This is a genomic window from Pseudorhodoplanes sp. (genome assembly GCF_046289595.1).
GTDB lineage: Bacteria > Pseudomonadota > Alphaproteobacteria > Rhizobiales > Xanthobacteraceae > Pseudorhodoplanes.
The window spans coordinates 26,128-51,753 of record NZ_JBKBVB010000011.1; the positions used below are offsets into that span (position 1 = coordinate 26,128).

At 62.6% G+C, this 25,626-nt stretch carries 14 protein-coding genes; 11 read left to right on the forward strand and 3 right to left on the reverse strand.

Going from position 1 to position 25,626, the window contains the following annotated elements; translation table 11 throughout:
- Positions 1-189: 189 nt before the first annotated feature.
- Complete coding sequence (gene gyrA, locus ACK41X_RS04530; RefSeq protein WP_409719709.1) at positions 190-2,952, forward strand: DNA gyrase subunit A; 2,763 nt, start codon at positions 190-192, stop codon at positions 2,950-2,952.
- Between the two features lie 110 nt (positions 2,953-3,062).
- Entirely contained in the window at positions 3,063-3,665 is a 603-nt protein-coding gene (locus ACK41X_RS04535) for a DUF4337 domain-containing protein (protein WP_409719711.1), read from the forward strand.
- Between the two features lie 114 nt (positions 3,666-3,779).
- On the opposite strand, the gene ACK41X_RS04540 is transcribed toward ACK41X_RS04535, so the two are convergent.
- Entirely contained in the window at positions 3,780-4,226 is a 447-nt protein-coding gene (locus tag ACK41X_RS04540; RefSeq protein WP_409719713.1) for a hypothetical protein, read from the reverse strand.
- 284 nt (positions 4,227-4,510) lie between these two features.
- Here ACK41X_RS04540 and coaD point away from each other — a divergent pair, with 284 nt between their 5' ends.
- The 8 genes from coaD (at position 4,511) to ACK41X_RS04580 (ending at position 11,233) form a co-directional block, all read left to right on the forward strand.
- Positions 4,511-5,008, forward strand: a complete 498-nt coding sequence (coaD, locus tag ACK41X_RS04545) for a pantetheine-phosphate adenylyltransferase (RefSeq protein ID WP_409719715.1) — start codon at positions 4,511-4,513, stop codon at positions 5,006-5,008.
- Between the two features lie 27 nt (positions 5,009-5,035).
- Positions 5,036-5,569: a peptidylprolyl isomerase gene (locus ACK41X_RS04550; RefSeq protein ID WP_409719717.1), complete on the forward strand. Its 534-nt coding sequence runs from the start codon at positions 5,036-5,038 to the stop codon at positions 5,567-5,569.
- Between the two features lie 38 nt (positions 5,570-5,607).
- The gene (locus ACK41X_RS04555; protein ID WP_409719719.1) at positions 5,608-6,069 is read left to right on the forward strand and encodes a peptidylprolyl isomerase; all 462 of its coding nucleotides are present in this window, start codon (positions 5,608-5,610) and stop codon (positions 6,067-6,069) included.
- Positions 6,070-6,189: 120 nt separating this feature from the next.
- A complete protein-coding gene (queA, locus tag ACK41X_RS04560) occupies positions 6,190-7,269 on the forward strand; it encodes a tRNA preQ1(34) S-adenosylmethionine ribosyltransferase-isomerase QueA (protein WP_409719721.1) in 1,080 nt (359 codons plus the stop codon).
- A complete protein-coding gene (gene tgt / locus ACK41X_RS04565) occupies positions 7,266-8,399 on the forward strand; it encodes a tRNA guanosine(34) transglycosylase Tgt (protein ID WP_409719723.1) in 1,134 nt (377 codons plus the stop codon). The genes queA and tgt overlap by 4 nt, the downstream gene beginning before the upstream one ends.
- Before the next feature lie 91 nt (positions 8,400-8,490).
- Positions 8,491-9,468: a Bug family tripartite tricarboxylate transporter substrate binding protein gene (locus tag ACK41X_RS04570; protein ID WP_409719725.1), complete on the forward strand. Its 978-nt coding sequence runs from the start codon at positions 8,491-8,493 to the stop codon at positions 9,466-9,468.
- On the forward strand, positions 9,468-10,316 hold the full coding sequence (locus ACK41X_RS04575; protein WP_409719727.1) for an amidohydrolase family protein: 849 nt from the start codon (positions 9,468-9,470) through the stop codon (positions 10,314-10,316). Before ACK41X_RS04570 ends, ACK41X_RS04575 begins: the two co-directional genes overlap by 1 nt.
- 575 nt (positions 10,317-10,891) lie before the next feature.
- Entirely contained in the window at positions 10,892-11,233 is a 342-nt protein-coding gene (locus ACK41X_RS04580) for a hypothetical protein (RefSeq protein WP_409719729.1), read from the forward strand.
- 414 nt (positions 11,234-11,647) lie between these two features.
- Here the strand turns inward: ACK41X_RS04580 and ACK41X_RS04585 are convergent, their stop codons facing one another.
- Complete coding sequence (locus ACK41X_RS04585) at positions 11,648-11,854, reverse strand: hypothetical protein (protein WP_409719731.1); 207 nt, start codon at positions 11,852-11,854, stop codon at positions 11,648-11,650.
- A 545-nt stretch (positions 11,855-12,399) separates the two neighbouring features.
- On the opposite strand from ACK41X_RS04585, the gene ACK41X_RS04590 reads away from it, so the two are divergent.
- Entirely contained in the window at positions 12,400-16,389 is a 3,990-nt protein-coding gene (locus ACK41X_RS04590; protein WP_409719733.1) for a S8 family serine peptidase, read from the forward strand.
- A gap of 46 nt (positions 16,390-16,435) precedes the next feature.
- Here ACK41X_RS04590 and ACK41X_RS04595 read toward each other — a convergent pair whose 3' ends face one another.
- Positions 16,436-25,615 (reverse strand): cadherin domain-containing protein, encoded by a 9,180-nt coding sequence (locus tag ACK41X_RS04595; RefSeq protein WP_409719734.1) that lies wholly within the window; start codon positions 25,613-25,615, stop codon positions 16,436-16,438.
- Positions 25,616-25,626 lie beyond the last annotated feature (11 nt).

The window sequence follows — 25,626 nt, forward strand, 5'->3', positions numbered from 1 at the left end:
CCGCGGGAAACCTCGCGCGGGAGGCCAAAAAAGGCAATGCTGGGGCAGCCTGCATGCCGCTCCAAAGGGACGTAATAACTTCCTGAAATAGCAGGAAAAAATACGCCGATCACGGCCCGAAAAGATTGGCGTTGCCGACGTGAATCGGCTATTGCTGCGGCCGATTTTGAAGCTTCCCGGACCCCCTTCTTGGCCGATCCCGAAAACCCATCCGCCGGAGGCGCCCTGCCGCCGGACATCCGCCCCGTGTCGATCACGGAGGAGATGAAGCGCTCGTATCTCGATTACGCCATGAGCGTGATCGTGTCGCGTGCGCTGCCGGATGCGCGCGACGGGCTCAAGCCGGTGCACCGGCGCATCCTGTATTCGATGCACGAGCAGGGGCATACGCCCGACAAGAAATACGTGAAGTCGGCCCGCATCGTCGGCGACGTGATGGGTAAATATCATCCGCACGGCGACCAGGCGATTTACGACTCGCTGGTCCGCATGGCGCAGGACTTTTCCATGCGCCTGATGCTGATCGACGGGCAGGGCAATTTCGGCTCGGTCGACGGCGATCCTCCGGCGGCGATGCGCTACACGGAATCGCGGCTCGCCAAGCCCGCGATGGCGCTCCTCGCCGACATCGACAGCGACACCGTCGACTTCCAGCCGAATTATGACGGCAACGAAAAAGAGCCGGTCGTCCTTCCGGCACGCTTCCCGAACCTTTTGGCCAATGGCGCCGGCGGCATTGCCGTCGGCATGGCGACCAACATTCCGCCGCACAATCTCGGCGAGCTGATCGACGCCTGCGTCGCCATGATCGACGATCCGGCGATCTCCATCGCCGATCTCAATGCCATCGTTCCGGGGCCCGACTTCCCGACCGGCGGCGTCATCCTTGGCCGCGGCGGCATCCGCAATGCCTACGAGACCGGCCGCGGCTCGATCGTGATGCGTGGCAAGGTCGAGATCGAGACCATCCGCAAGGAGCGCGAAGCCATCGTCATCACCGAAATTCCGTATCAGGTGAACAAGGCGACGATGGTCGAACGCATCGCCGAACTGGTGCGTGAGAAGAAGATCGAGGGCGTTGCGGACCTTCGCGACGAGTCGAGCCGCGAAGGCTATCGCGTCGTGGTCGAGCTCAAGCGGGAAGCGATCCCGGACGTCGTGCTGAATCAACTCTACCGCTACACGCCGCTGCAGACCTCGTTCGGCGCGAACATGGTGGCGCTGGAAGGCGGCCGTCCGCAGGTGATGAACCTGAAGGATCTGCTGGCGTCCTTCCTGGCCTTCCGCGAAGAGGTGGTGTCGCGGCGCACCAAGTTCCTGCTCAACAAGGCGCGTGACCGCGCTCACGTGTTGGTCGGCCTCGCCATCGCGGTCGCCAATATCGACGAGATCATCCGGCTGATCCGCGCCTCGAAGGATGCCAACGAGGCCCGCGAGGCGCTGATTTCGCGCGACTGGCCGGCCAAGGCCGTCGAGGCGATGATCCGTCTGATCGACGATCCGCGCCACCGGATCAATCCAGACGGCACCTACCGGCTGTCCGACACCCAGGCCCGCGCCATTCTGGACCTGCGCCTGCAGCGCCTGACCGCGCTTGGCGTGGAGGAAATCCAGGAAGAGCTCGACAAGCTGTCCGCCGAGATCAGCGATTATCTCGACATCCTGCGCTCGCGTGCGCGTATCCAGGCGATCGTCAAGGACGAACTGGCCAAGGTGAAGGCGGACTTCGCAACGCCGCGCCGCACCGAGATCGTCGAGCAGATGGATGAGGTGGAGGAGGAAGACCTCATCCATCGCGAGGACATGGTCATCACCGTGTCGCATCAGGGCTATGTCAAGCGCGTGCCGCTCTCGACCTATCGGGCGCAGCGCCGTGGCGGCAAGGGCCGCGCCGGCATGCAGACCCGCGAGGAGGATTTCGTCGCGCGTCTGTTCGTTGCCTCGACCCATGCGCCCGTCCTGTATTTCTCCTCGCTTGGCAAGGTCTACAAGCTCAAGGTCTGGAAGCTGCCGGTGGCCGCGCCCCAGGCGCGCGGCAAGGCGCTGATCAATATCCTGCCGCTGGCGCAAGGCGAGCGCATTACCACGATCATGCCGCTGCCGGAGGACGAGACCACCTGGGACAAACTCGACGTGATGTTTGCGACCACCAAGGGCACGGTCCGGCGCAACAAGCTGTCCGACTTCGCAGATGTCCGTCCGTCCGGCATTATCGCGATGAAACTCGCCGAGGGCGAGGGCATTGTCGATGTGCAGATCTGCACCGAAAAGGACGACGTGCTGCTGACGGCCGCGAACGGCCAATGCATCCGCTTTGCGGTTCCGGACGTTCGCGTCTTCGCCGGACGCTCGTCCATGGGCGTGCGCGGGATCTCGCTGGAGGAAGGCGACCGCATCATCTCGATGACGATCCTTCGCCATGTCGATGCCACCGCCGAAGAGCGCGCCGCCTATCTGAAGCGCGCCAATGCAGTGCGGCGCGGCGACGAGGCGGATGCGGCGGACGCGGACGAAGAGGGGGATGCCGAGGAGGCGTCGGCCGACGCCATCGAACTCGGCGAAAAACGCTATGTCGAGATGTCTGCGGCCGAGCAGTTCGTGCTGACCATTACGGAAAAGGGCATGGGCAAGCGCACCTCGTCTTACGAGTACCGGATCACCAATCGCGGCGGCAAGGGCATCGTCGCGATGGGCATCCTCGAGGGCAAGAAGGGCGCCAAGACCATCCGCAAGAAGACCGGCAGGTTGGTCGCGTCCTTCCCTGTGGAGGAATCCGACCAGATCATGCTGGTCACCGACCGCGGCCAGCTCATCCGCACCAAGGTCGAAGGCATTCGCATCGTCAGCCGGTCCTCGCAGGGCGTGATCGTGTTCGATACCGCCGAGGACGAGCGCGTGGTGTCGGTCGAGCGGCTCTCCGAAGAAGGCGAAGACGTCGCCAACGGGTCGTAACGGTCCAGCGGGTCGCATCGCGGGCGCGCGAGCCCGCACGTCACACATTCAGCGAAATTTCTGTCATCACCGTGGTGCATCCTGCGCCGCGGCACAACCGGGTGGACGCCATGAAGGCCGACGAAGCTGCCGAACTGATGGATCAGGAAAAGACGCGCGATACGTTCAAGCAGCGCGCGGCAATCATCATCGCGATCTTCGCGATGATTCTTGCGATCACGAGCCTCGGCGGATCGAACGCCGGCAAGGAGGCGGTGAACAACAACATCCTGGCGTCGAATTTCTGGAGTTTCTTCCAGGCCAAGAACATGCGGCAGACGTCGTTTGCGCTGGCGGCGGACGAACTCGAGTTGCGCCTCGCTCAGAACGATCCTGCACTCTCGCCCGAGCTCCAAGCCGAGCTGAAAAAGAAGGCGGAAGCCTACCGCAAGACGGTGGCGCGCTACGAATCCGAGCCCGAGACCCGCGAAGGCAAGAAGGAGCTGATCCAGCGGGCGCGGGAATACGAGGCCAAGCGCGATCATGCGCTGAAACAGGATCCGTATTTCGACTATGCCGAAGCGCTGCTCCAGATCGCCATCGTGCTGATCTCGGTCGCCATCGTCGCGGATATCGTCTGGCTCAGTTTTGTCGGCGGTGCGCTGGGAATCGCGGGCGCACTGCTTTCGCTGAACGGCTTCCACCTGTTCGTGGAATTGCCGTTTCTTGGCTAAGCCGCGAGCGCAAACCCGATCGGGGGTTGCCTTGCAGGGGGCCCACTGAAGAATGTCACACGGCGCCTGTTCGGAGCGCAGCAGCGAAAAATGTGGCTTGCCCGGACGTTTGTCTTAACGCACCGTGCGGCGGATGAAATCGCCCGCCGCGAGTTTCAGCTTGGCCTCGTCATACGACATCATCCAGCTTGACGGTGCGACCAAATGGGACGGCGGGATCGACGCCGCCTCGATCAGCGCTTCGCGGCTGAGCCGGACCGGGGCAGGGCCGGAGGCAGCCTCGATCTTGGTTTGGGGGATGCGGTCCAGGGCGACGATCCGGACATTCACCGCACGTCCTGCATTGCGGGTCTCGTCGCGCACGCAGACACGGGCGTAATACGGCCAGCTGCGCAGCTCGCAATCGGCGAAATCGGCAAGGTCGGATTTCGCGCCCGAGGTGGGAGCGCTGGCATTCACCAACGCCGGGATCGCCACCATCATCGAAGCCGCAAGGACGGCTGCGCTCGCGATCGCATAGATACTTCTGGTCCAGGCAATTCCTGCCGCCGTGCTCGACACGACACCCTCCTTCCTGTGCGCCAATGACTCCCAAGGGACGGCTTTGGTTCGCCCCTCGCGAAAATGTGACAGTTCGGGAACGCCAGCCGCGTCTTCGGCGTTGGCTTGCCCTCCCGGCCGGCAACGGCTAGTGACCCACGGCTTAAGTCCGGCTAAATCGACTGTGCGGGGCTCGGTTTCTGTTTCAGGATTGCTAGCAACGCGTTGATTCTCGTGGGGGTTTTTTCCGAAAACTCTCTCGATTTGGGCCGTGAAAGACGGCCGGAAACTCCGATCGGGACGCCATGCCGCGAATAGCCCTTTATGCCGGTTCGTTCGATCCGCCGACCAACGGTCATCTGGACATCGTGCGCCAGGCGGCGCGCCTGGCCGACCGGCTGGTGCTGGCGCTCGGCATTCATCCAGGCAAGACCCCGATTTTCTCTGCGCAGGAGCGCATGGAGATGCTGGCCGAGGTCTGCCGGCCGGTGGCGCGAGAGACCGGCTGCGAGATCGGCTGTCTGACCTTTGACGATCTGGTGGTGCGTGCAGCACAACGTGAAGGCGCGACGCTCCTGATCCGCGGCCTGCGGGACGGCACCGATCTCGATTATGAGATGCAGATGGCGGGCATGAACGGCGCCATGGTGCCTGAGATCCAGACCGTGTTCCTGCCGGCATCCCCCAACGTGCGCCCGATCACCGCCACACTGGTGCGGCAGATCGCCAAAATGGGAGGCGACGTGTCGCATTTCGTCCCGCCACCAGTCGCCGCAAGGCTCAAGGCCAAGTTCACATCCTGACCCGTCCGACACTTTCCGGGAGCTCTCATGATCCGCATTTTTGCCGTGCTGTTGGCTGCGCTGGTATGGGCCGGGCCGGCGCTGTCCCAATCCGATCCGCAGAACACCCTGGTGCTGGAAACCACGCAAGGTCCGGTGGTGATCCGGCTACGTAATGACATCGCGCCGCAACATGCCGCCCGGCTGAAGCAACTGGCGCGCGACGGCTTTTACGATAACGCGCCGTTCCATCGGGTGATCGCGGGCTTCATGGCGCAGACCGGCGACGGCGACCGCGGCGACGGGCGGGGCAAGTCGAAATATCCCGACCTCAAGCAGGAATTTTCACAGGTGCCGTTCCGCCGCGGCATTGTCGGCATGGCACGCGGCGGCCACAGCGTCGATTCCGCCAATTGCCAGTTCTTCATCACTTATGCCGACGCGCCGCACCTGAACGGGCAATATACCGTCGTCGGCGAAGTGGTGTCCGGGATGGACAATGTCGACAAGATCAAGAAAGGCGAGCCGGTGCGCGATCCCGACCGGATCACGCGCGCCTATGTGCAGGCCGACAAGAAATAGGCAAGAAGCAAACAGTCAAGAAACAGGAGAACAGAGACATGGCCGATCCGGAAAACACGCTGAAGCTCGAGACCACCAAGGGCGAGGTGATCATCGAGATGCGCCCCGATCTTGCGCCCAACCATGTGGCGCGGATCAAGGAACTGGTCCGCGAGGGCTTCTATGACGGCATCGTCTTCCATCGCGTGATCGACGGTTTCATGGCGCAGACCGGCTGCCCGCAGGGCACCGGCACCGGCGGCTCAGGCAAGAAGCTGAAGGCCGAGTTCAATTCGGAGCCGCATGTGCGCGGCGTGGTGTCGATGGCGCGCGCGCAGAACCCGGATTCCGGGGACAGCCAGTTCTTCATTTGCTTCGACGATGCGACCTTCCTTGACCGGCAATATACCGCGTGGGGCAAGGTGATCTCCGGCATGGAGAATGTCGACAAGATCAAGCGCGGCGAGCCGGTGCGCGATCCCGACAAGATCATCAAGGCGACGATCGCGGCGGATGCGTGACCATTCGCTTTTGCCGCGTCGTCATGGCCCGGCCGGTCCCGGCCATCCACGTCTCAATCGTTGCGCTCTTGTCAAGACGTGGAGGTCCGCGACAAGCGCGGGCATGACGGTGTTGCACCGATGCGTACGGACCTCTTCGATTTCGATCTGCCGCCGGAGCGCATTGCGCTGCGGCCCGCATCGCCGCGCGATGCCGCGCGGCTGATGGTGGTGCGGCCCAAAGAGACGCCGCAGACCGAGGATCGCGTGGTACGCGACCTTCCGGAGCTGCTTCGGATCGGCGATGCGCTGGTCGTCAACGACACCAAGGTCATTCCGGCGCGTCTGTCCGGCCGGCGCATCGGCCGCGGCGAGGAACCGAAGATCGAGGCGACTTTACACAAGCGTCTCGACGGCTCGCGCTGGTTGGCCTTCGTCAAACCGGCCAAGCGGCTGCAGCAGGGCGACGTCGTCCGCTTCGGCGACGAGGGCAAGGTCTGTTTTCTCGGCCAGCTCGATGCGACGGTGGAGCACAAGGGCGAGGCAGGGGAAGTGACGCTCGCCTTCGCCTTCCACGGCGCCGTGCTGGATCAGGCGATCGCCGAACGTGGGGAGATGCCGCTCCCGCCCTATATCGCCGGCAAGCGCAAGGCCGACGAACGCGACGCGGCCGACTACCAGACCATGTTTGCGGACGAGGAGGGCTCGGTCGCGGCCCCGACCGCCGCGTTGCACTTCACACCCGATCTCGTGGCACGTCTCGTGGACACAGGTATAGCGCTGCATAAAGTAACGCTGCATGTCGGCGCCGGCACCTTCCTGCCGGTCAAGGCGGAGGATACGGCCGGCCACAAAATGCATGCCGAATGGGGCGAGATCGACCAGGCGACGGCGGCGGCTTTGAATGACGTGCGGGCGCGGGGCGGACGGATCGTCCCGGTTGGGACCACGGCCTTGCGGCTTCTTGAAAGCGCGGCGGACGAGACGGGCCGCGTACTTCCATTCTGCGGCGACACCGACATTTTCATCACCCCGGGCTATCGCTTCCGCGCCACCGATCTCCTGATGACCAATTTCCACCTGCCGCGCTCGACCCTGTTCATGCTGGTCTCGGCATTTGCCGGGCTCGACGTCATGCAGCGCGCCTATGCGCATGCGATCGCGACGGGCTATCGGTTCTATTCCTACGGCGACGCCTGCCTGTTACACCCCGCCCGATGACCAAGCCGTTTTCCTTCCACCTGATCGCGACCGACGGCGCGGCCCGCGCGGGCGAGATCGAAACCGCGCATGGCCGGATCGCGACGCCTGCTTTCATGCCGGTTGGCACCCAGGCGACCGTGAAGGCGGTGACAACCGACGATGTCGCCCGCACCGGGGCCGACATCCTGCTTGCGAACACCTATCACCTGATGCTGCGGCCGGGCGCCGAACGGGTGGCGGCACTTGGCGGCCTTCACCGATTCATGAACTGGCACAAGCCGATCCTCACCGATTCCGGCGGCTTCCAGGTAATGTCGCTGTCACAGCTGCGCAAGCTCGACGAGCACGCGGTCACCTTCCGCTCGCATCTCGATGGGGCGATGTACGAACTCTCGCCCGAACGTGCGATCGAGATTCAGCGGCTCCTGGGCTCGGACATCTCGATGCAGCTCGACGAATGCCTGCGCCTGCCGGCCAAGCGCGAGGAGATCGCGCGCGCCATGCAGCTGTCGCTGCGCTGGGCGGAGCGATCGAAGCGCGCCTTCGAAGGCGCGAAGCCCGGCTATGCGCTCTACGGCATCGTGCAGGGCGGCGACGATCCGGATCTGAGGGTGGAGAGCGCGCGGGCGCTGGTGGCGATGGACTTCCAGGGCTATGCCATCGGTGGGCTTGCGGTCGGCGAGCCGCAGGCGGTGATGCTGTCAATGATCGACCTCGTCGCCCCGGCATTGCCGACCGATCGGCCGCGCTATCTGATGGGGGTCGGCACGCCCGACGATCTGATCGAGGCGGTCTGGCGCGGCATCGACATGTTCGACTGCGTGATGCCCACCCGCAACGGCCGCCACGGCCTCGCCTTCACCCGGCACGGGCCGGTCAACCTGAGGAATGCCCGCCATGCCGACGACCCGCGGCCGCTCGACGAGCGCAGCCCGGACCCTGTGGCGCGGATCTATTCGCGGGCCTATTTGCACCATCTCGTCAAGGCGAACGAGACGCTCGGCGCCATGCTGCTGACCCAGATCAACCTGGCCTATTACCAGACGCTGATGCACGGGGCGCGTGAGGCGATCGCTGCCGGGACTTTCGCCGAGTATCGGGAGCGGGTGAAGCGGGGCTGGGCGGCGGGCGATATACCGCCCCGCTAGCCTATTGCCCTTGAATTGTTCTGCCGAAACCGGTTTGGTGCGCCGAAATCGCCAAGGATTTTATCAAGGACATCTTCAGGGAGGACGACCGATGTTTCGACCCGCAACCATGATCGCCGCAGCCTGCGCCGCGGCTCTGACCTTCGCGGCCGGTCCGGCTGTCGCCCAGGGCAAGTATCCGGACAAGCCGGTCAGGATCGTGCTGCCGTTCGGGGCGGGTGGCGTTGCCGACATCACCACGCGCCTGGTCGCCGACAAGCTGGGCGAGAAACTCGGACAGCGTTTTGTGGTCGAGAACAATCCGGGCGCCGGCGGCATTGCCGCCGCGCGCGCAGTGCTGGGCTCGCCGGCCGACGGTTACACGCTCGCGGTGCTGACCAACGGCACCGCGGTCAGCGTCGGCTTGTTCAAGAGCCTGCCGTTCGATCCGCTGAAGGATTTCGCGCCGGTCTCGGCCATGGGCTATTTCGACCTGATCCTCGTCACAAATGCCAACGGGCCATACAAGACGCTCGGCGACTTCGTCAAAGCTGCCAAGGAAAAACCCGGCAAGCTCAATGTCGGCACCATCGCTGCGGGCTCGAGCCAGAATCTCGGCGCCGAGCTGTTCAAGTCAGTATCGGGGCTGGATTTCGTGATCGTGCCGTTCAAGACCTCCGGCGAGGTGCTGATCGGGCTGGAGCGTGACGACGTGCAGATGGCGGCGGAATTCTACGCCGCCCTGCGCGGCGGCCTCGCTGCGAAAAAATTTATCCCGGTCGCGATTTCGGGAACGCAGCGCGGCGCCTATCTCCCCGATGCCCCGACCGCAAGGGAAGCGGGCGAGCCGAAATGGGAGGTCACTTCGTGGAACGCGATTTTTGCACCAGCCGGCACGCCGCCCGACGTGATCGCCACCCTGAACAAGGCGCTGAATGAGGTGCTGGCCGATCCCGAGGTCAAGAAGAAGGCGCTCGAGCTCGGCATCGACGCGCGCGGCTCGACGCCGGAAGAAATCCAGGCGCGGCTGAAGGACGACATCGCCAAGTGGACGGCCGTCATCGACAAGGCCGGCATCGAGAAGCGATAATGACGGGTATCGATTTTGCGACGCGGCGGAAGCCTTCGTTTCAGCTTCCGCCGGATGCCTGCGACGCGCATTGCCATGTGTTCGGTCCCGGCGACGTTTTCCCGTATGCGCCGAACCGGCGCTACACGCCGGAGGATGCGCCAAAAGAAACGCTGAAGGCGCTGCACGATCATCTCGGCGTCACACGGGCGGTGATCGTGCAGGCGAGCTGCCACGGCAGCGACAACCGGGCGATGCTGGATGCGCTCGCCTGGCAGCCTTCGGTCTATCGCGGCGTCGCCATCCTCGACGAGAACACGCCGGGCGCCGATATTCCGATGATGCATCGCGCCGGGGTGCGCGGTGCGCGGTTCAATTTCGTCAAGCATCTGGGCGGCTCGCCGGACATGGCGGTGTTCACCAACATCCTGCGCCGTATCAAGCCACTTGGCTGGCATGTGGTTCTGCATGTCGATGCGCCGGACATCGTGCCGCTCTCGGACATGATGCGTTCGCTGACGCTCCCCTTCATCATCGACCATATGGGTCGGGTTCCGGCAAAGGACGGCGTCGACCAGGCGCCGCTCGCAGCCCTGCTCGATCTCGCCAAGCTCGACCGCTGCTGGATCAAGGTCTCGGGCTCGGAGCGGATCGACATGCCGCCCTACGACAAGGCGATCCCGATCGCACGCAGGATCGTGGAAGCTTCGCCGGACCGCGTGCTCTGGGGCACGGATTTCCCGCACCCCAATTCCACCCATGAGGCAGACGAGGCGGACCTTGTCGATCTGTTGCCGCAGATCGCGCCCGATGCTGTGCTTCAGAAGAAGCTGCTCGTCGACAATCCGGCACGGCTCTACGGCTACTGACATTTCACGGGGCGATTTCGGATTTCCTTGCGGTTGCCGAGCGCCGCTGCAAAACAAGAGGCTCGCCGTTGATGCGGCGAGCCTGAAATTGTTTAATGAAGCGATATGTCAGTTTTCGTTCGGGACTGCGTGGGCCGTTCGGAACTCGTATTCGCAGGTATCGCAGGCCCAGATATTTGTGATCTTGCCATGCCCCAGAAATTCCGTAGCGGCGGCCGCAAACAGCGGGTCACCGCACGACGGACAGATCGGCCGACGAAATACAGGGTAAGCGACGCGGGCCGGATCGCCGGAAGATAATCTCATGACGGTCCTCCTCTCGTTACCCCTCCTCCCACGCGGAGATGTGTATTCTTCGTTCATGGCAACTTCACGACGCAACCGAAAAGACTCCCGCGACTTGATGAAAATGCAAGTTGGCGTGGAAAGGCCGCGCAAGTGCCGGCCATGTCGTATTGCGTTGCGCTGCAACCACTGCGCGGCGCGTCGTAACAGTTTGAAAGAATGCGTGAGAGGCGGTTTTGGCGGACTATTTGCCCTGGACTGAAGCGGAATTGGGGAATGTGGAGCGCGCTGTGAAGCGCTACAGAACTCTGGGACGTGAGGCGAGCTGCGATCTGGAGCGGAGCGGGCAGGGTATCGTGGTCGTGTCCCAGGCGGAGACCAGAGCCCCGAATCCGTCGATTATCATCTTCGAAATTCACAAGCTGAAGCGCACCGACAGCGAATATCGGGCGCACTGGGTCGTGCAGCTTCAATCGGTCGGCGGAGTCGGCCAGACGCTAACCCGGCACGGCTGCGTTTCGGCCGGATCGGCTGTTTTCGCGATTGCGAAAGCGGAAAAGGACGCGCAGGACGGTTTCGTCGCCACGGATACCTTCGACATGGCTGCCAATGCCTATTGGCTGAAGCTGTAAGCCAGCGAATGTCAAGGTCGGCATGACCGCAGTGCGCGCCCAATGTCCGCTCGCCTCCAGCAACGCGGGCGCAAGCACCGATCCGCTCAGGCGCTGGCGCCAAGAGCGGAAGCCCTCAACAGGAATCCAAACCGTCCCGATGGAAATCTCAGTTACATCAGGTAGCCGAGATCTTTTGCGCCGGACCACACAACCCAGGCGCACAAGGCTACGATGCCGACTGAAATGGCGACTTTTACAGGCGTGTTAAGCCGTTCGAAGCGATCCGCAAGCATCTGACCCTCCAGGGTGCCGGCTGGTACGGACTTCACGCGACCTCAATACCACAAAAAGTCCGTGCGGAATATGGGGTGGGTGCGGGCGAACTATCGTGAATTGGTGTGAGGAAGGCGAGGAGACCCTGTCTGCCTGGCTTCAGGCCGTGCCTTTCCTGGCGGCCAGCAACGCGTCACGCTCCTTGGTGAGGCGCTCAAGCTCCTCGCTCTGCTGGGAAATCCGCTCGGACGCCAGCGCCTCGTCGGCGGCGCCGGATCGCGCAGCGGCTTGCTCGATTAATTGCCGGAGGTTGTCGCGAACGATCGCAATGCGGCGGTCGAGTTCTTCAATCGACAATTCGGTCATCGTGGCGGTCTCCGGCTGCCCTCACCACGACCATTTAGGGCGGAAGGCCCAGTGCGACAATGGGGCCGTCCTGTGGGGAATGAGACCCTCCCATGTCAACATGATCTGTCGCCCGCTCATCGAACTCCACTTCGTATGGCCTACGTTCCTGCAGCGCCAAACGACGAAGGCTCGGCTCGCGACAGCCAAAGCGGTTTGACGAAGTCTCAGGGTTAGCGCGGCCTTTACATGGCGCGTAGCGAACGGCGCCTGCTTGCGTTCGGCATGCTTCGTTGAACATTGCCGCACACGGCCTTGCTTGCGGCTGAGTTGCTTGAAGCAGAGTCGCCTTCTTAACAGTCGCATTCTGAAGCACGTGCTTTCGGCGGAGGCGGGCGAAGCACGCTGAGTGCGATGCGTTCGTCCAGACGGTGTCTCGATTATCGAAAATTTTATCGAGCTGCTTAGCCGCCGATTCATCGCAAAATTTCAATCACGACCTGCGTAACCTCTATATCAAGCTTCGCGTGCGATGACCGCTCCAACAAAAAAGGCCGGGGGCGGTCATGTCAAAGCGTTCGAAGTCGTCGGAGAGCTCCGACAAGTTATTCGATCTTGCGGCGTTATCGATCAGCACGCAGGGGATCTGGCTCGAATCATCGGCCGTTAACCCTGCAGATCTGCCTGCAGACCCGTTGTTCGGCGAACAGGAAAATCTGTTCGGTCGGGCAAATGCGAGCGCCGGTATGGTCAACATCAATGTGGCCCCCGTCTGGACGTTGGGCTACAGCGGAAAAGGCGTATCGATCGGCGTGTACGACACCGCCATGGATGTCGGTCATGCAGACCTGTCTAGCAATGTGATCTTGAATAAGAAGATCAAGGGCGGAAATGCAACGCTTATATCGGAGAAGGGCGACGAACATGCCACGAGCGTAGCGGGAATTATCGCTGCTGCCCGCAACGGCGAGGGCGTGGTTGGCATCGCTCATGAAGCCAAGATTTCGCCGATCAACATCTTCGATGATGCGCAGCGCGACGCGTCCTATGTCTGGAACGTTCTGAAGCAGCAAACACTTTTCCACATTACCAATCATTCGTGGAGCTTTACCGGCGCATTTGCTGCCAATCCGCTCATTGCGGAATATGCCGCGGCACTTGCCGGATTCACGATGGCAGCCGACCTGGGGCGCGGCAAGCTCGGCACCATCGCAAATGTTGCGGCGGGAAATTATCGACAGCTCGGACTGAGCACGGAGACGAACGGACTGACGATTGACCGTCACGTCGTGGTTGTCGGCGCGACGGATCATCTCGGGAGCGTCGCCTACTATTCGAATCCCGGCGCATCGATTCTGGTCGTGGCGCCTTCGAGCGATACCTATACGGGCATCACCACGACGGACGTAACCGGTTTGCTTGGCTACTCGGAGGACGACTACACCTCGACCTTCGGCGGAACGTCTGCGGCGACGCCGCAGATTGCCGGAATTCAGGCCACGATGCTTGAAGCCAATCCCGGCCTCGGCTGGCGGGATGTGCAGAAGATTCTGGCGATTTCGGCAACCCATACCGGCTCGGAGATCGGCGCCGGAACTTATCGCTATGAGGCCTCGGCGTGGATCTTCAATGCAGCTGGAAACTGGAACGGCGGCGGTCTGCACTTCTCAAACGATTACGGTTTCGGCATGGCCGACGCCTATGCGGCTGTTCTGCTCGCAGAAGACTGGTTTAAGGCATTTTCGGCGCCCGCCGTCAGCGCCAACGAGCTTAGCGCCACGGGGACAACATCGGGCTCCTGGAATGTCGGACAGGCAAAGACCACCGATATCCAGATCGAGATCGGCCTCAACCAGACCATTGAAGCGATGGTTCTGAACCTGACCGACCTTAAATTCAGTGCCAGCCGTAATCTCACCATCGATCTGATCTCGCCAAGCGGAACGGTTTCGCGCCTGCTGGACCAGAACGGACTGGAGGGCGCGGTAATTTCCAGCGGCTGGCAGCTGATGTCGCGAGCGTTCCAGGGCGAAAGCGCAGCCGGGACATGGACGATCCGGATCTCCAGCGCGTCGGCGAGCGATGTCGGAAGTTTGAGCAACCTTTCTCTGACTGCCTTTGGTTCGTCGGTCGAAGATCAGTCGGTGTTCTTCTATACAGATGAATTCGGCAAGTACTGGACCGAGGAAAGATCGTTACTCGACTACCAAAAAGGCCCGGCAACAATCTTTGCGTCCGCGGTCACCGGTTCGATGCTGCTCGATTTGCGGAGCGGCACGGGATGGCTGGGCGACAGCCCGATCGCGATTGCGGCGGGGACCTATGTGCGCACCGTGATTACGGGCGATGCGGATAGCGAGGTCATCGCAAGTGACGCCGACGTGCGTTTCTTTGGCGGCCGCGGTGCGGACATTCTGATTGGCGGCGCCGGAAACGACGCCATCGATGGCGGCGACGGAAACGATACGATCGACGGCGGGGCTGGAAATGATGTGCTGACAGGGGGGGCGGGCATAGATACGCTGAGCTATGCCAGTGCTGTGTCCGGCGTCACGGTGAGCCTGGCAGCCAAGTTGGCGCAGCAGACCGGTGGCGCGGGCCTGGATAGGATCTCCGGCTTTGAGAATCTGACCGGCTCCTCATTCAACGATGTTCTGACCGGCGATGCGTCAGACAACGTCCTGGACGGCGGGGACGGCGACGATCTGCTGTTCGGCGGCGGCGGCGCCGACCATTTCATCGGCGGAGCCGGAATCGATACGGTCTCCTATGCGCTGAGCAAGGTTGGCGTTGTCGTGGACCTTGGCGCCGGCTTCGCCTCCGGCGGCGAGGCCGAGGGGGACACATTCGAAGGCATCGAGAATGTCATTGGCACGAATGCAGCCGACACCATCACCGGCGATGACAGCGACAATGTGTTGAACGGCGGGGGCGGTAACGACATTCTTTCCGGCGGCGCGGGTAACGACGTGCTGATCGGCGGGCCCGGAGCCGATATTCTCATCGGAGGGCCGGGCCGCGATACCGTTTCCTACGCGACGAGCCGGTCCGGCGTCTTCATCGATCTCGCCCGCGGAACAGGATCGGGCCGCGATGCGCAAGGCGATACGTTCTTCGATATCGAGAATGTCATTGGGACCAATGCCGCTGATACGCTGATCGGAGACGATGGCGAAAACGAGCTATACGGTCTCGCAGGCAATGACCTTCTGATCGGTGGCGCCGGCGCCGATCTTCTGGACGGCGGCATGGGGATCGACACCGCTTCCTATTTCGGCGCGGCCGGGGGCGTAACGGTCAACCTGGTGCTGGGAACCGCTTCCGATGGCGACAGACTCATCAGCATCGAGAATCTGATCGGATCCAGCTTCAATGACATCCTGATCGGTGACGATGGCAACAACCGGATCGAGGGTGGCGACGGAGACGATGTGATTTCCGGCGGAATGGGCAACGACGTCCTGATCGGCGGGGCCGGGAACGACACCGTTCTCTATGACGATGCGATGTCCGGGATCGTTGTAAGTCTCTCCCTTACCAAGCCGCAAAACACCGGTGGTGCGGGGATCGATACGATCTCCGACTTTGAGAACATCGTAGGCTCCGCATTCGACGACATTCTGACCGGCAACGCGCTGGCCAATGTGCTTGACGGCGGTGCGGGGAACGACATGCTGATCGGCGGCGCCGGTGCAGATATTCTGATCGGCGGAGACGGCATCGATACCGCATCCTACGCGACCGGGAAGGTCGGCGTTATCGTCAATCTGCGGACCGGCAGCGGGCAGGGTGGCGATGCCGAGGGTGACGTCCTGGTTGGTATAGAGAACCTCATCGGCTCGGCAGGGGACGATTATCTCCTGGGTGACGCAGGCAACAATGTGCTGGACGGAGGCGCCCGGAACGACATTCTGTTTGGCGATGCAGGCAACGATGTGCTGATCGGCGGCGCAGGGGCAGACGTGCTGGACGGCGGCGAAGGCAACGATACCGTGTCCTACGTCACCAGCAAGCGCGGCGTGAATGTGGATCTGGAGCGCGGCATCGGCCGCCTCGGAGATGCGGCGGGCGACACATATGTCAGCATCGAAAACGTGATCGGATCGAACGCTGCGGATGTCATCACCGGCGATGCGTCAGACAATAAGCTGTACGGTCTCGCCGGTGACGACATTCTAAACGGCGGGGCAGGCAACGATTTGCTCGAAGGCGGCGCAGGCTTCGATGTTCTGACGGGCGGCGCGGGAGCGGACGTTTTCTATTTCGCCGACCCGAATTCCGGCGCGGACGTGATTACGGATTTCTCCGCGACCGAGGGCGATCTGATCCGGATTTACAGGGCGGGGTTTGGCATCAGCGCTATCGACTTCTGGAATTTTCTCGAGGTCGGCGCCGGTGTGGCGGCAAGCGCGAGCGGACACGGGCAGTTTCTCTTCGATACCGACAGCTCGCAATTGTTCTGGGATACCGACGGTGCCGGCGCTCAGTCGCCGACGCTGATCGCAACGCTGTTGAACGTCCACGAACTGACGCTGGCCCACTTCGACTTTGTTTAGCCGAAGTGAGCCTTGCGCCAGCGCAGCCGGATCCCGCTCTGCGGTTTTAGGCGAACAGGAAGTCTCCCTGGTTCGCGGTCAACAGGGCAATCGTGGCCTTGTTGATCGTGAGCGTGTCGTCGATGCCGAAGGTTATGACGACGCCCTGGGCGGTATCGGTCATCTGCAGCGCAGCGAAATCCGCAACGCCGGTTCCGGTCAGGTCGAAAATGTCCTGGCCGGCCGCGTAGTCGGTGACAGTATCGTGGCCGTAGCCGGTGGCGTAGACGAAGGTGTCGCTGCCTGCACCGCCGGTGAGGATGTCGTTTCCGGCGCCGCCGTCGAGCCGGTCGTTGCCCACGCCGCCGCGCAGGATGTCGGCAAAGCTGGAGCCGATAACGGTGTCATCGCCGGCACCGGCATCGACAATGCCCATATTGACGACGGATGTGAGCGCGGAGAAGTCGAAGACATCGTTCCCGGCCGATCCCTTGATGCCCTTGCCGGTGCCCAACCATTGCTCGATGGATGAATTGCCGGCGTGGAAGCCGTTGAGGGTCACCGAGCCGGAGACTTGAACTGTATCGATTCCGGCGCCGCCGTCGATGATGTCGGCAGCATCGTCCTTGCCCTTGAGCAGGAAGGTGTCGTTGCCGTCGCCGCCGTTCAGGGTGTCGACGCCCTTGCCACCGCGGATCACGTCATCGAACTGGGTGCCGGTGATGACGTCGTTGCCGTTGCCGCCGTCGATCGTTCCCATGTTGCTGACGAAGTCGAGGTTGCTGAAATCGAAGACATCGTTGCCTTTCGAACCGATGATACCGGCGCCGTTGCCTTCCCACCGCTCGATCGAACTGAGCACCGTGTCGAACCCATTGAGGGTCACGCCTTTGGTGCCCAGCACCCGGATGGTGTCGGTTCCGACATTGCCCAGCAGCGTATCCGCGGCATTGTCCTTGCCGTTGATCTGGATGATGTCGTCGCCGGCCAGGCCGTCGACAAAATCAACGCCCTTGCCGGGGGTGATGATATCCGCCTCTGACGTCGCGACAACGTTGGATGCGGTAGAGCCGCCAGGACCCGAAACCGCGGTGATCAGATCCGCCTTGTTCGTGCCGGTGATGGTGTTGCCGGTCACGTCCAGCAGATTGATCACGAACGCCGCCGTCGAAGCATTGCCGCCGATGCGGTCGAGCGCCTGCACGATAATGGTGTGCTGCGTCGCCGTCTCGTAGTCGAGCTTTGTCCCGTCAACGACCGTCACGAGGCCGGTCGTCGGATTGATCTGGAAGCCGCCGTTTGAGGTGTCGCTGATGATCGAGTACACCGCATTGTCCGGCAGCACCGGCCAGGCGTCGGAGGCGTCGACGTCGATGCCGACTGTGGTACCGGCGGCAGCGCCCTCGACCACCTGGTTGACTGCGCCATTGACGTCGACGGGCGTGCCCGGACCAACGTCAAGGAGGTTGACGGTGATGGTCTGCGCCGCCGACGTGTTGACCCCGTCGGATGCGGTGACCTCGACTTCGAAGCTGGTCGTGCCCAGTTCATAGTCCTGTGGCGTGACAAGCGACAGCACACCGGTCGTCGCATTGATTGTGAACAGCGCCTGATTGGCGCCGCCCGTTATCGCATAGGTGATCGGGCCGCCGACGGTATCGGCGTCGTTTGCGACCACGGCGCCGACGATGGTCGAGCCTTCCGCCACCGACAGGGAGGTGGTCACGATGACCGGCGCGGTATCGTTCACGTCGGTCAGATTGACGGTGATGGCCTGGACCGAGGTGTTAACTCCGTCCGACGCCGTCACCTCGACATTGTACTGCGAAGCCGCTTCGAAGTCCGGCGCGACGATAAAGGCGAGGGCCCCTGTGGTTGGGTTGATCGTGAACAACGCCGCGTCGGCGCCGCCGCTGACCGAGTAGGTGATCGGGCCGCCAACGGTGTCGAGATCCGTGGCAACGACCGTGCCGACCGCCGTGGTGTTCTCGGCGATGGTGAAGGTTGGCGGGCTGGTGAAAGCCGGGGCGGTATCGTTCTCATCGGTGACGGTGACCGTGATGGTCTGCGGCACGGAGGCGTTGACCCCATCGGACGCCGTGACCTGGACCGAATAGGAAGCCGGGCCGGTCTCGAAGTCGGGGGCTGCGACGAAGGAGAGGGCGCCCGTGGTCTCGTTGATCGTGAACAGCGCCGCATCGGCGCCGCCGGTGATTGAATAGGTGATCGGTTCGCCCGTGGTGTCGACGTCGTTGGCCGTCACCGTGCCCACCGCCGTCGTGTTTTCGGAAACGGTGAAGGTTGCCGAGCTGGTGATGACCGGCGCATTGTCGTTGACGTCGGTGAGGTCCACCGTAATGGTCTGTGCCGACGATTGCGCGCCGTCCGATACCGTGACCTCGACTTCATATTGAAGCGGACCGGTCTCGAAGTCGGGAGCGTTGACGAAGGACAACGCCCCGGTTTCCGAGTTTATCGTGAACAATGCCGCGTCGGCGCCGCCCGTGATCGCGTAGTTCGGTGTTCCGACGGTGTCGATGTCGGACGATGTTACGACGCCGACGGCCGTGGTGTTTTCCGCAACCGTGAACGTCGCCGGGCTGGTAATGACTGGCGCGTTGTCGTTCACGTCAGTGATGTTGACGGTGACGGTTTGGACGGAGCTGTTAACCCCGTCGGATGCCGTGATTTCTACCTCGTATGCTAGCGGGTCGGTCTCGAAGTCCGGCGCGGCGATAAAGGAGAGGGCCCCTGTGGTTGGGTTGATCGTGAACAACGCCGCGTCGGCGCCGCCGCTGACCGAGTAGGTGATCGGGCCGCCAACGGTGTCGAGATCCGTGGCAACGACCGTGCCGACCGCCGTGGTGTTCTCGGCGATGGTGAAGGTTGGCGGGCTGGTGAAAGCCGGGGCGGTATCGTTCTCATCGGTGACGGTGACCGTGATGGTCTGCGGCACGGAGGCGTTGACCCCATCGGACGCCGTGACCTGGACCGAATAGGAAGCCGGGCCGGTCTCGAAGTCGGGGGCTGCGACGAAGGAGAGGGCGCCCGTGGTCTCGTTGATCGTGAACAGCGCCGCATCGGCGCCGCCGGTGATTGAATAGGTGATCGGTTCGCCCGTGGTGTCGACGTCGTTGGCCGTCACCGTGCCCACCGCCGTCGTGTTTTCGGAAACGGTGAAGGTTGCCGAGCTGGTGATGACCGGCGCATTGTCGTTGACGTCGGTGAGATTGATCGTCACCGTCTCGGTGGAGCTGTTGGTGCCGTCCGAGACGGTGATTTCCACCTCGAATTGCTGAGACGCTCCTTCGAAGTCCTGCGCTGCCAGGAACGAGATTGCCCCGGTCATATTGTTGATCGCAAACAACGATGCATCCGCACCGCCGGTGATGGAATAGTTGATAGAACCGCCCGTCAGGTCTGGGTCGATCGCAACCAGGTTGCCGATCAGCGTCTGGTTTTCCGGAACGCTGAACACCGTGGTCTGGAGCACCGGCGCGTTGTCGTTCTCGTCGGTGACGTTGACCGTGATGGCCTGGACAGAGGTGTTAAGTCCGTCCGATGCCGTCACCTCGACATGATACTGCGACGCCACTTCGAAGTCTGGCGCAGTGATGAAGGAGAGGGCGCCTGTGGTTGGGTTGATCGTGAACAGCGCCGCATCGGCGCCGCCCGTGATCGCATAGGTGATCGGACCGCCGACTGTGTCGAGATCGTCGGCCGCCACCGTGCCCACCGCCGTTGTGTTCTCGGCGATGGTGAAGCTGGCCGGGCTGGTGAAGTTTGGCGCGACGTCATTGGCATCGGTGACGCTGATGACGAAGGTCTCCTCGTAGGTCAACCCGCCGGCATCCGTCACTTGCACCGTGACGGAATGCGATGTGGCCGTCTCGAAGTCGAGCAGCCCGCTGTTCGCGACCACGATCTGGTTGCCGCTGATGGCAAAACGGCCCCCGGCATTGTCAAGCAGCGTGTAGGTCGCGGTGTCGCCCCCGTTAACGTCGACGGTGGACAATGTGGCCACCACCGTGCCGTTGGTTGCATTCTCGACGACGCTGCCGCCGATAAGGTCGATATCGGTCGGCGCGACGTTGAGAAGGTTGGCTGCGCTATACGTGGCGTTGGCGAACTCGAAAGACTCGACGTTATAGACCGTGTCGATGCCGTCCTCTCCCGGCCGCTTGTCTTCGATGGTGAAATAGCCGCCGTGATCGATGATGATGTAGTCCGACCAGTTGCCGGAATAGATCGCGGTGTCGATGCCGGCCCCGCCATCCAGATAATCGTTACCCTTGCCGCCGATCAGGGTGTCGTTGCCGGTATCGCCGGCCGCCGCGCCCCCCGCCTTGTCGTGCCCGAACAGCTCGTCGTCGCCGTCACCGCCGATCAGGGTGTCGTTTCCGGTCTTGCCGATGATGCGGTCGTTGCCGCTGGTGCCGGTGATGGTCTGATCGGTGTCGTCCTGGGCGTTCTTGTCGCCCTGCAGTTCGGTCGCGATCGAACCGCTCGGCAGAGCGATATCGAAGACCGACGCGTCGTAATCGGCGGTAACCCCGTCGATGTTGAACACGGGCCCCCAGTTGGTCTCGGTGTCGGAGAGATCGAGGCCATTGATCGAAAGGCCGTCAATGTCGCCGAAATTCCAGATCGCCACGGTGTTCTTTTCGAACTGACCGGTGATGGTCACATTGTCGATCGAAACCTGGCCCATCGGCGGGGTCGGGGGCACGGTCGCGAGATGAACATTCGGAACGCCGGTGATCTCGATGCCGTATTCAGGCAGGTTCGGGAGGTTGGCCGGGGCAAAGCCGCCCGAGCCGCCTTCGATGGTGACGTTCTGGATCGTCGCATCGCCGGTGAAGCCGAACAGCTTGATATGCGCCGCACCGGTGGCACCGTCATAGCCGTTATTGGCGAAGGTGGTATCGGTGACGACCACCTCGGCCGCGCTCGGTGTCGTATTGAGGTCCTCGTTATGGACGAACAACGCGTAGCTGCCGGCGCCGCTGATGCTGGACCCGGTGAGCGTCAACGTGCCGACATTGGCGTTGTCGGCCACATATACGCCGTAGTCGCCGGTATTGCCGACGATGTCGAGATTCTGCAGCGTGACATCGTCACCGCCGAGATCGCCGCTGATGGTGACCGGCTCGCCGTCAGCCGGTTCGATGGTGACGGTGCCGACGCCCACCAGGGTGATGCCCCTGGTGATGACGAGATTTTCAGGATAGACCCCAGCCGCGATGGTCACCACCGCCCCTGCTGGGGCCGCGTCGATCGCCTCCTGGATGGTGTCGAAGCCCATCTGGGTGCTGGTGCCGGGCACGGTGACGACCACCGGCTTGTCGATGGTGTTTTCACCGATCAGGGCGTCGTTGTCCGCCGGGTCGTAATCGAAGATGCCCTTGGTGAAGGAATTGCCGTCGATCGAACCGTTGGAGGTTCCCCCGACCCCGCCGATGCCGAGGTCTTCGAGCACGTTGTCGAAGGTGTTGTCGGTGACCTGCAGGTTGTCGTTGTCGCCCGGATAGGCGTCGGCCGACATGCCGACATAATTGCCGGTCAGCGCGTTGCCTGACACCGTGACATTGTCGGCGCCCTGCACATACACGCCGGTGGCCCAGCCGCTCATCTGGTTGTTGGTGACGGTCAGCCCGTCGCCATTGCCGACCGCATTGATGACGCCGCGTGAGCCGTCGCCATCCACCGGGCCGGAGCGTTCCAGGATCGAGTTGGTGATCGTCACATTTGCGGCCTGGACATAGACGCCCGCGGTCTCGCCGAAAATCAGCGTGCCCTCGGTGATCTCAAAGCCGTCAATGGTTGCGCCGTCCCCGAAGACGATGAAGCCGCCGTCGAGACTGGATTCCGCGCCACGGCTGCCGTCATGGCCGACGCCATAATTGGCGCCGAGGATGGTAAGCCCGGTCTTGCCGGCCGGGATCGTCACCGCCTCGGCATAGGCGCCCGGCGCCACCATGATGGTATCGCCGGATGCTGCCGCGTTGACCGCGGCCTGGATGGTGTCGAAGCCGCCATTGCCCACCAGCAGGAACCGGCCTGCGCCGCCATGCTCGACGATCTCAATGTCGCTCAGCGTATCGTCGCCTTCCGTGGCGGTATTCACCGACCAGGTGCCGCCGGAATAGGAGAAGTCGCTGGCCTGCAGCGTGTCGGCATAGGTCACTGCGTCGGTCAGAGCCACGTTTCCGACATGGATGTCGTTGCCCGCGCCATCGCCGAACGTGACGCTCGACAGGGTGTCGTTGTCGACTTCCACCAGCGCCGCATTGGTGATCGTCACATTCTGGATGTCCACGGCCGGACCCGCGACGGACTTGCCGTTCTCGCCGGCGCGGATGCCGGTCGACGTCCCGTTGATGGTACCGTCACGGATGATGAGAACGCCGTCGAACTCCGCCGGATTGCTGCTGTAGCTCGGCGCGTCGTCGCGCGCCTTCACCGCGATGGCCGCGGCATTGCCGTGCGGCGTGCCAAGCCCGTTGGACAGGCCGACATCCGTCATCGTGAAATCTTCGATGATGATGTTCTGGTAGTCTTCTTCGTATTTCAGATTGATGTCGATACCGCCGCCATGCAGGCCATCGGCGCCGAAGGCCGGGCCGCCGCCATACTGGCCGACGTCGGTCATCACCACGCCGGTGATCAAACCGTTGGTCAGGGTCTCGATATAGATGCCCTTCTGGGTGATGTGTTCGAATGTCGTCCCGTCGATGGTCAGACCGGTCAGCAAACCGTCGCCGCTGGTCGGCGTTTTTGTGAAATCGGTGCCGAGATAGACCTGCGAGATTGTGCCGCCCTGAATGGTGAGGTTGCTGACATCAGCCTCTTGCTGCTTGTAATAGCCCGCCACGCCGTCGCTGATATCGACGTTCTTGATGAGGGTGTTGTCCACGCCGTCGCCGAAGCTGACGCCGCGGTAGAAGCTATTGATGGTGATGCCTTCGAGCGTGAGGCCGTCGGCCGCAATGGTCACACCAACGCCGGCTGCATTCGAGTAGGACGCAGCGGTGGTGAAGAAGTCCTTGGTTTCGCCAGTGATGGCATTGTCGGTGCGGAACGTGCCCTGGATGGTGACGTCCCCGACGGCCACGATGGTCAGATTGTCGACATTGACGGTGAAGGCGCCATAGCTGCCTTCGGCAATCAGGATCGTGTCGCCGTCGCTCGCGGCGTCGATCGCGGCCTGAATGCTGGCAAAGCCGCCGCCCCCGACCAGCAGGATGTTGTTCGCGCCGCCGTGGTCAACGATTTCGATGTCGGTTAGCGTATCGGTGCCCTGGCTGGCTGTTGTGACGGTCCAGGTTCCACCGCCATAGGAGAAATCGCTCGCGTCCAGGATGTCGGAGTAAACGACCGTATCGACGCCGCCATTGCCGTCGATCGTGTCGTCGCCGCCATTGCCGGTGATAGTATCGTTAAAGGCCCCGCCGGACAGCGAGTCTGCGTCGTCCGTGCCCACCAGGTTGACTGCGACCTGCGGGTTGACGACCTGCAGGTTGGCGCCGTTGCCCGAGAAGGTGTTGTTGTCCAGGATTGGCTGGCCGCCGTCGCCGTCGGAAACGATGCCGCTGGTAAAGCCGGCGATGCTGTTGCCCTGGACGTCCGAACCGGAGTCATCATTGAGGACGTAGATGCCGGCGGCCTTCAGGGTCTCGCCCACATCGGGCGTCGGTGCGGTCAGGGTATTGTCCGCGATAGTGACATCCGAACCGTAGCTGAGAATGCCCGAGGAAACCGCACTTGCCGGGCCGGTGTAGCCGATTTCGGAAATGATGTTGTCGGTCACGCTGCCGGTGACCTCTCCGCTCACACCCAGAACGATGCCGTTCTGCGCGGTGGTCGGGGTTGCGCCGTTGCCGGTGATGGTGTTGCCGGAGACGATGACGTCCAGACCGGCGCCCCGAAGGTCGATGGCGTTTTTCTGGAAATCTTCGACCGTGCTGTTGGTAATGGCCAGCGAACGCGATGCGCTGTCGGCGTTATTGGCGTAGATGGCGCGGCCCTGCTGGATACCGGAAACATTGCCATTGACGTCGAGCGGCATGCGGATGCCGATGACTGTGACATTGTCGACTGTGCCGCCAGCATTGATGAAGGCGATGCCGTGGAAGTCGGTGGCTCCGGCCTCGAGCTCGTCGCCGCGACCTTCACCGTCAACCAGCAGATCCTGGATGGTGACGGTCGCACCGTTGGTCACAGTGATGATCGAGGCGCGAGAACCGGCGCCGGCATTGATCGCATCGATGATGCCCGCGGGCGCCGTGATAATGGTATCCTCGCCCGCGCCGATCAGCGTCAGATTCTTGGTGATGACGACCTGCTCGGTATAGATGCCTGGGGCAATCGTGAGCGTCGAGCCGGCAGGTGCGGCATTCACAGCTGCCTGGATGGAGCCAAAGCCCATTTCGGTGCCTGCCGGCGTGGTAACGATGACTGCGCCTGTCACGTCGTTGTTGGCGACGGTTCCAGGCACGCCGTCATCGAGAACGAGCAGACCGGTCGTGCCGCCATTTGCGTTCGAGAAGTCGTTATTCTCTATGGTCGGGTTCTCTTCACGCGCCCGCAGTTGCGGCATGCCCTGATGGGTGAAGCCGGTAAACGTGTTACCGGTGATCACCGCGTCGGTTGCGTCGATGTTCACCAACACGTTGCCGGCCTGTGCGCCGCCCGATGTGAAGCCGCCGGCCGTGCCGGTCACAAGATTGTCGGTGAACTGAATGTTGTTGGCGATGCCATTGATGCCATCATTAGTGCCCAGGAAGACCAGCGGCCGCGGCGCATTCTCGGTGTCGCCATTGACCCGCACATTCGGTGGGTCAAAGAAGGTGACGCCGGAAAACTCGTTCTGGTCGACCACGATATTCGACAGCGTCGCGTTGTATTCCGACAGCAGGCCGGCTTCGCCATTCGCCTCGACGTTGTTGCCGCGGATCGTGATGTCGGAATGCGCGCCCTGCAGGTAGATTGCCGCGTGCTCGATGGAGTGCGTCGCGACGTCGTAGCCGACGATGTGGAATCCTTGTCCCGCGTCGCCGATTGTGACGTTATTGACGCCGGGTGTGATCATGATCGTGCCCAGGCCGCCGCCGGTCGCCGATCCTTCGATCACCGTGGTTCCGCTGCCGTCCGTCGAGAGGAGCGTGAGCGACTTGTTGATGATGACGTTGCCGGTGTAGGTGCCGGGCGCCACCATGATCGTGTCGCCTGCATTCGCAGCGGTCACGGCTTCCTGAA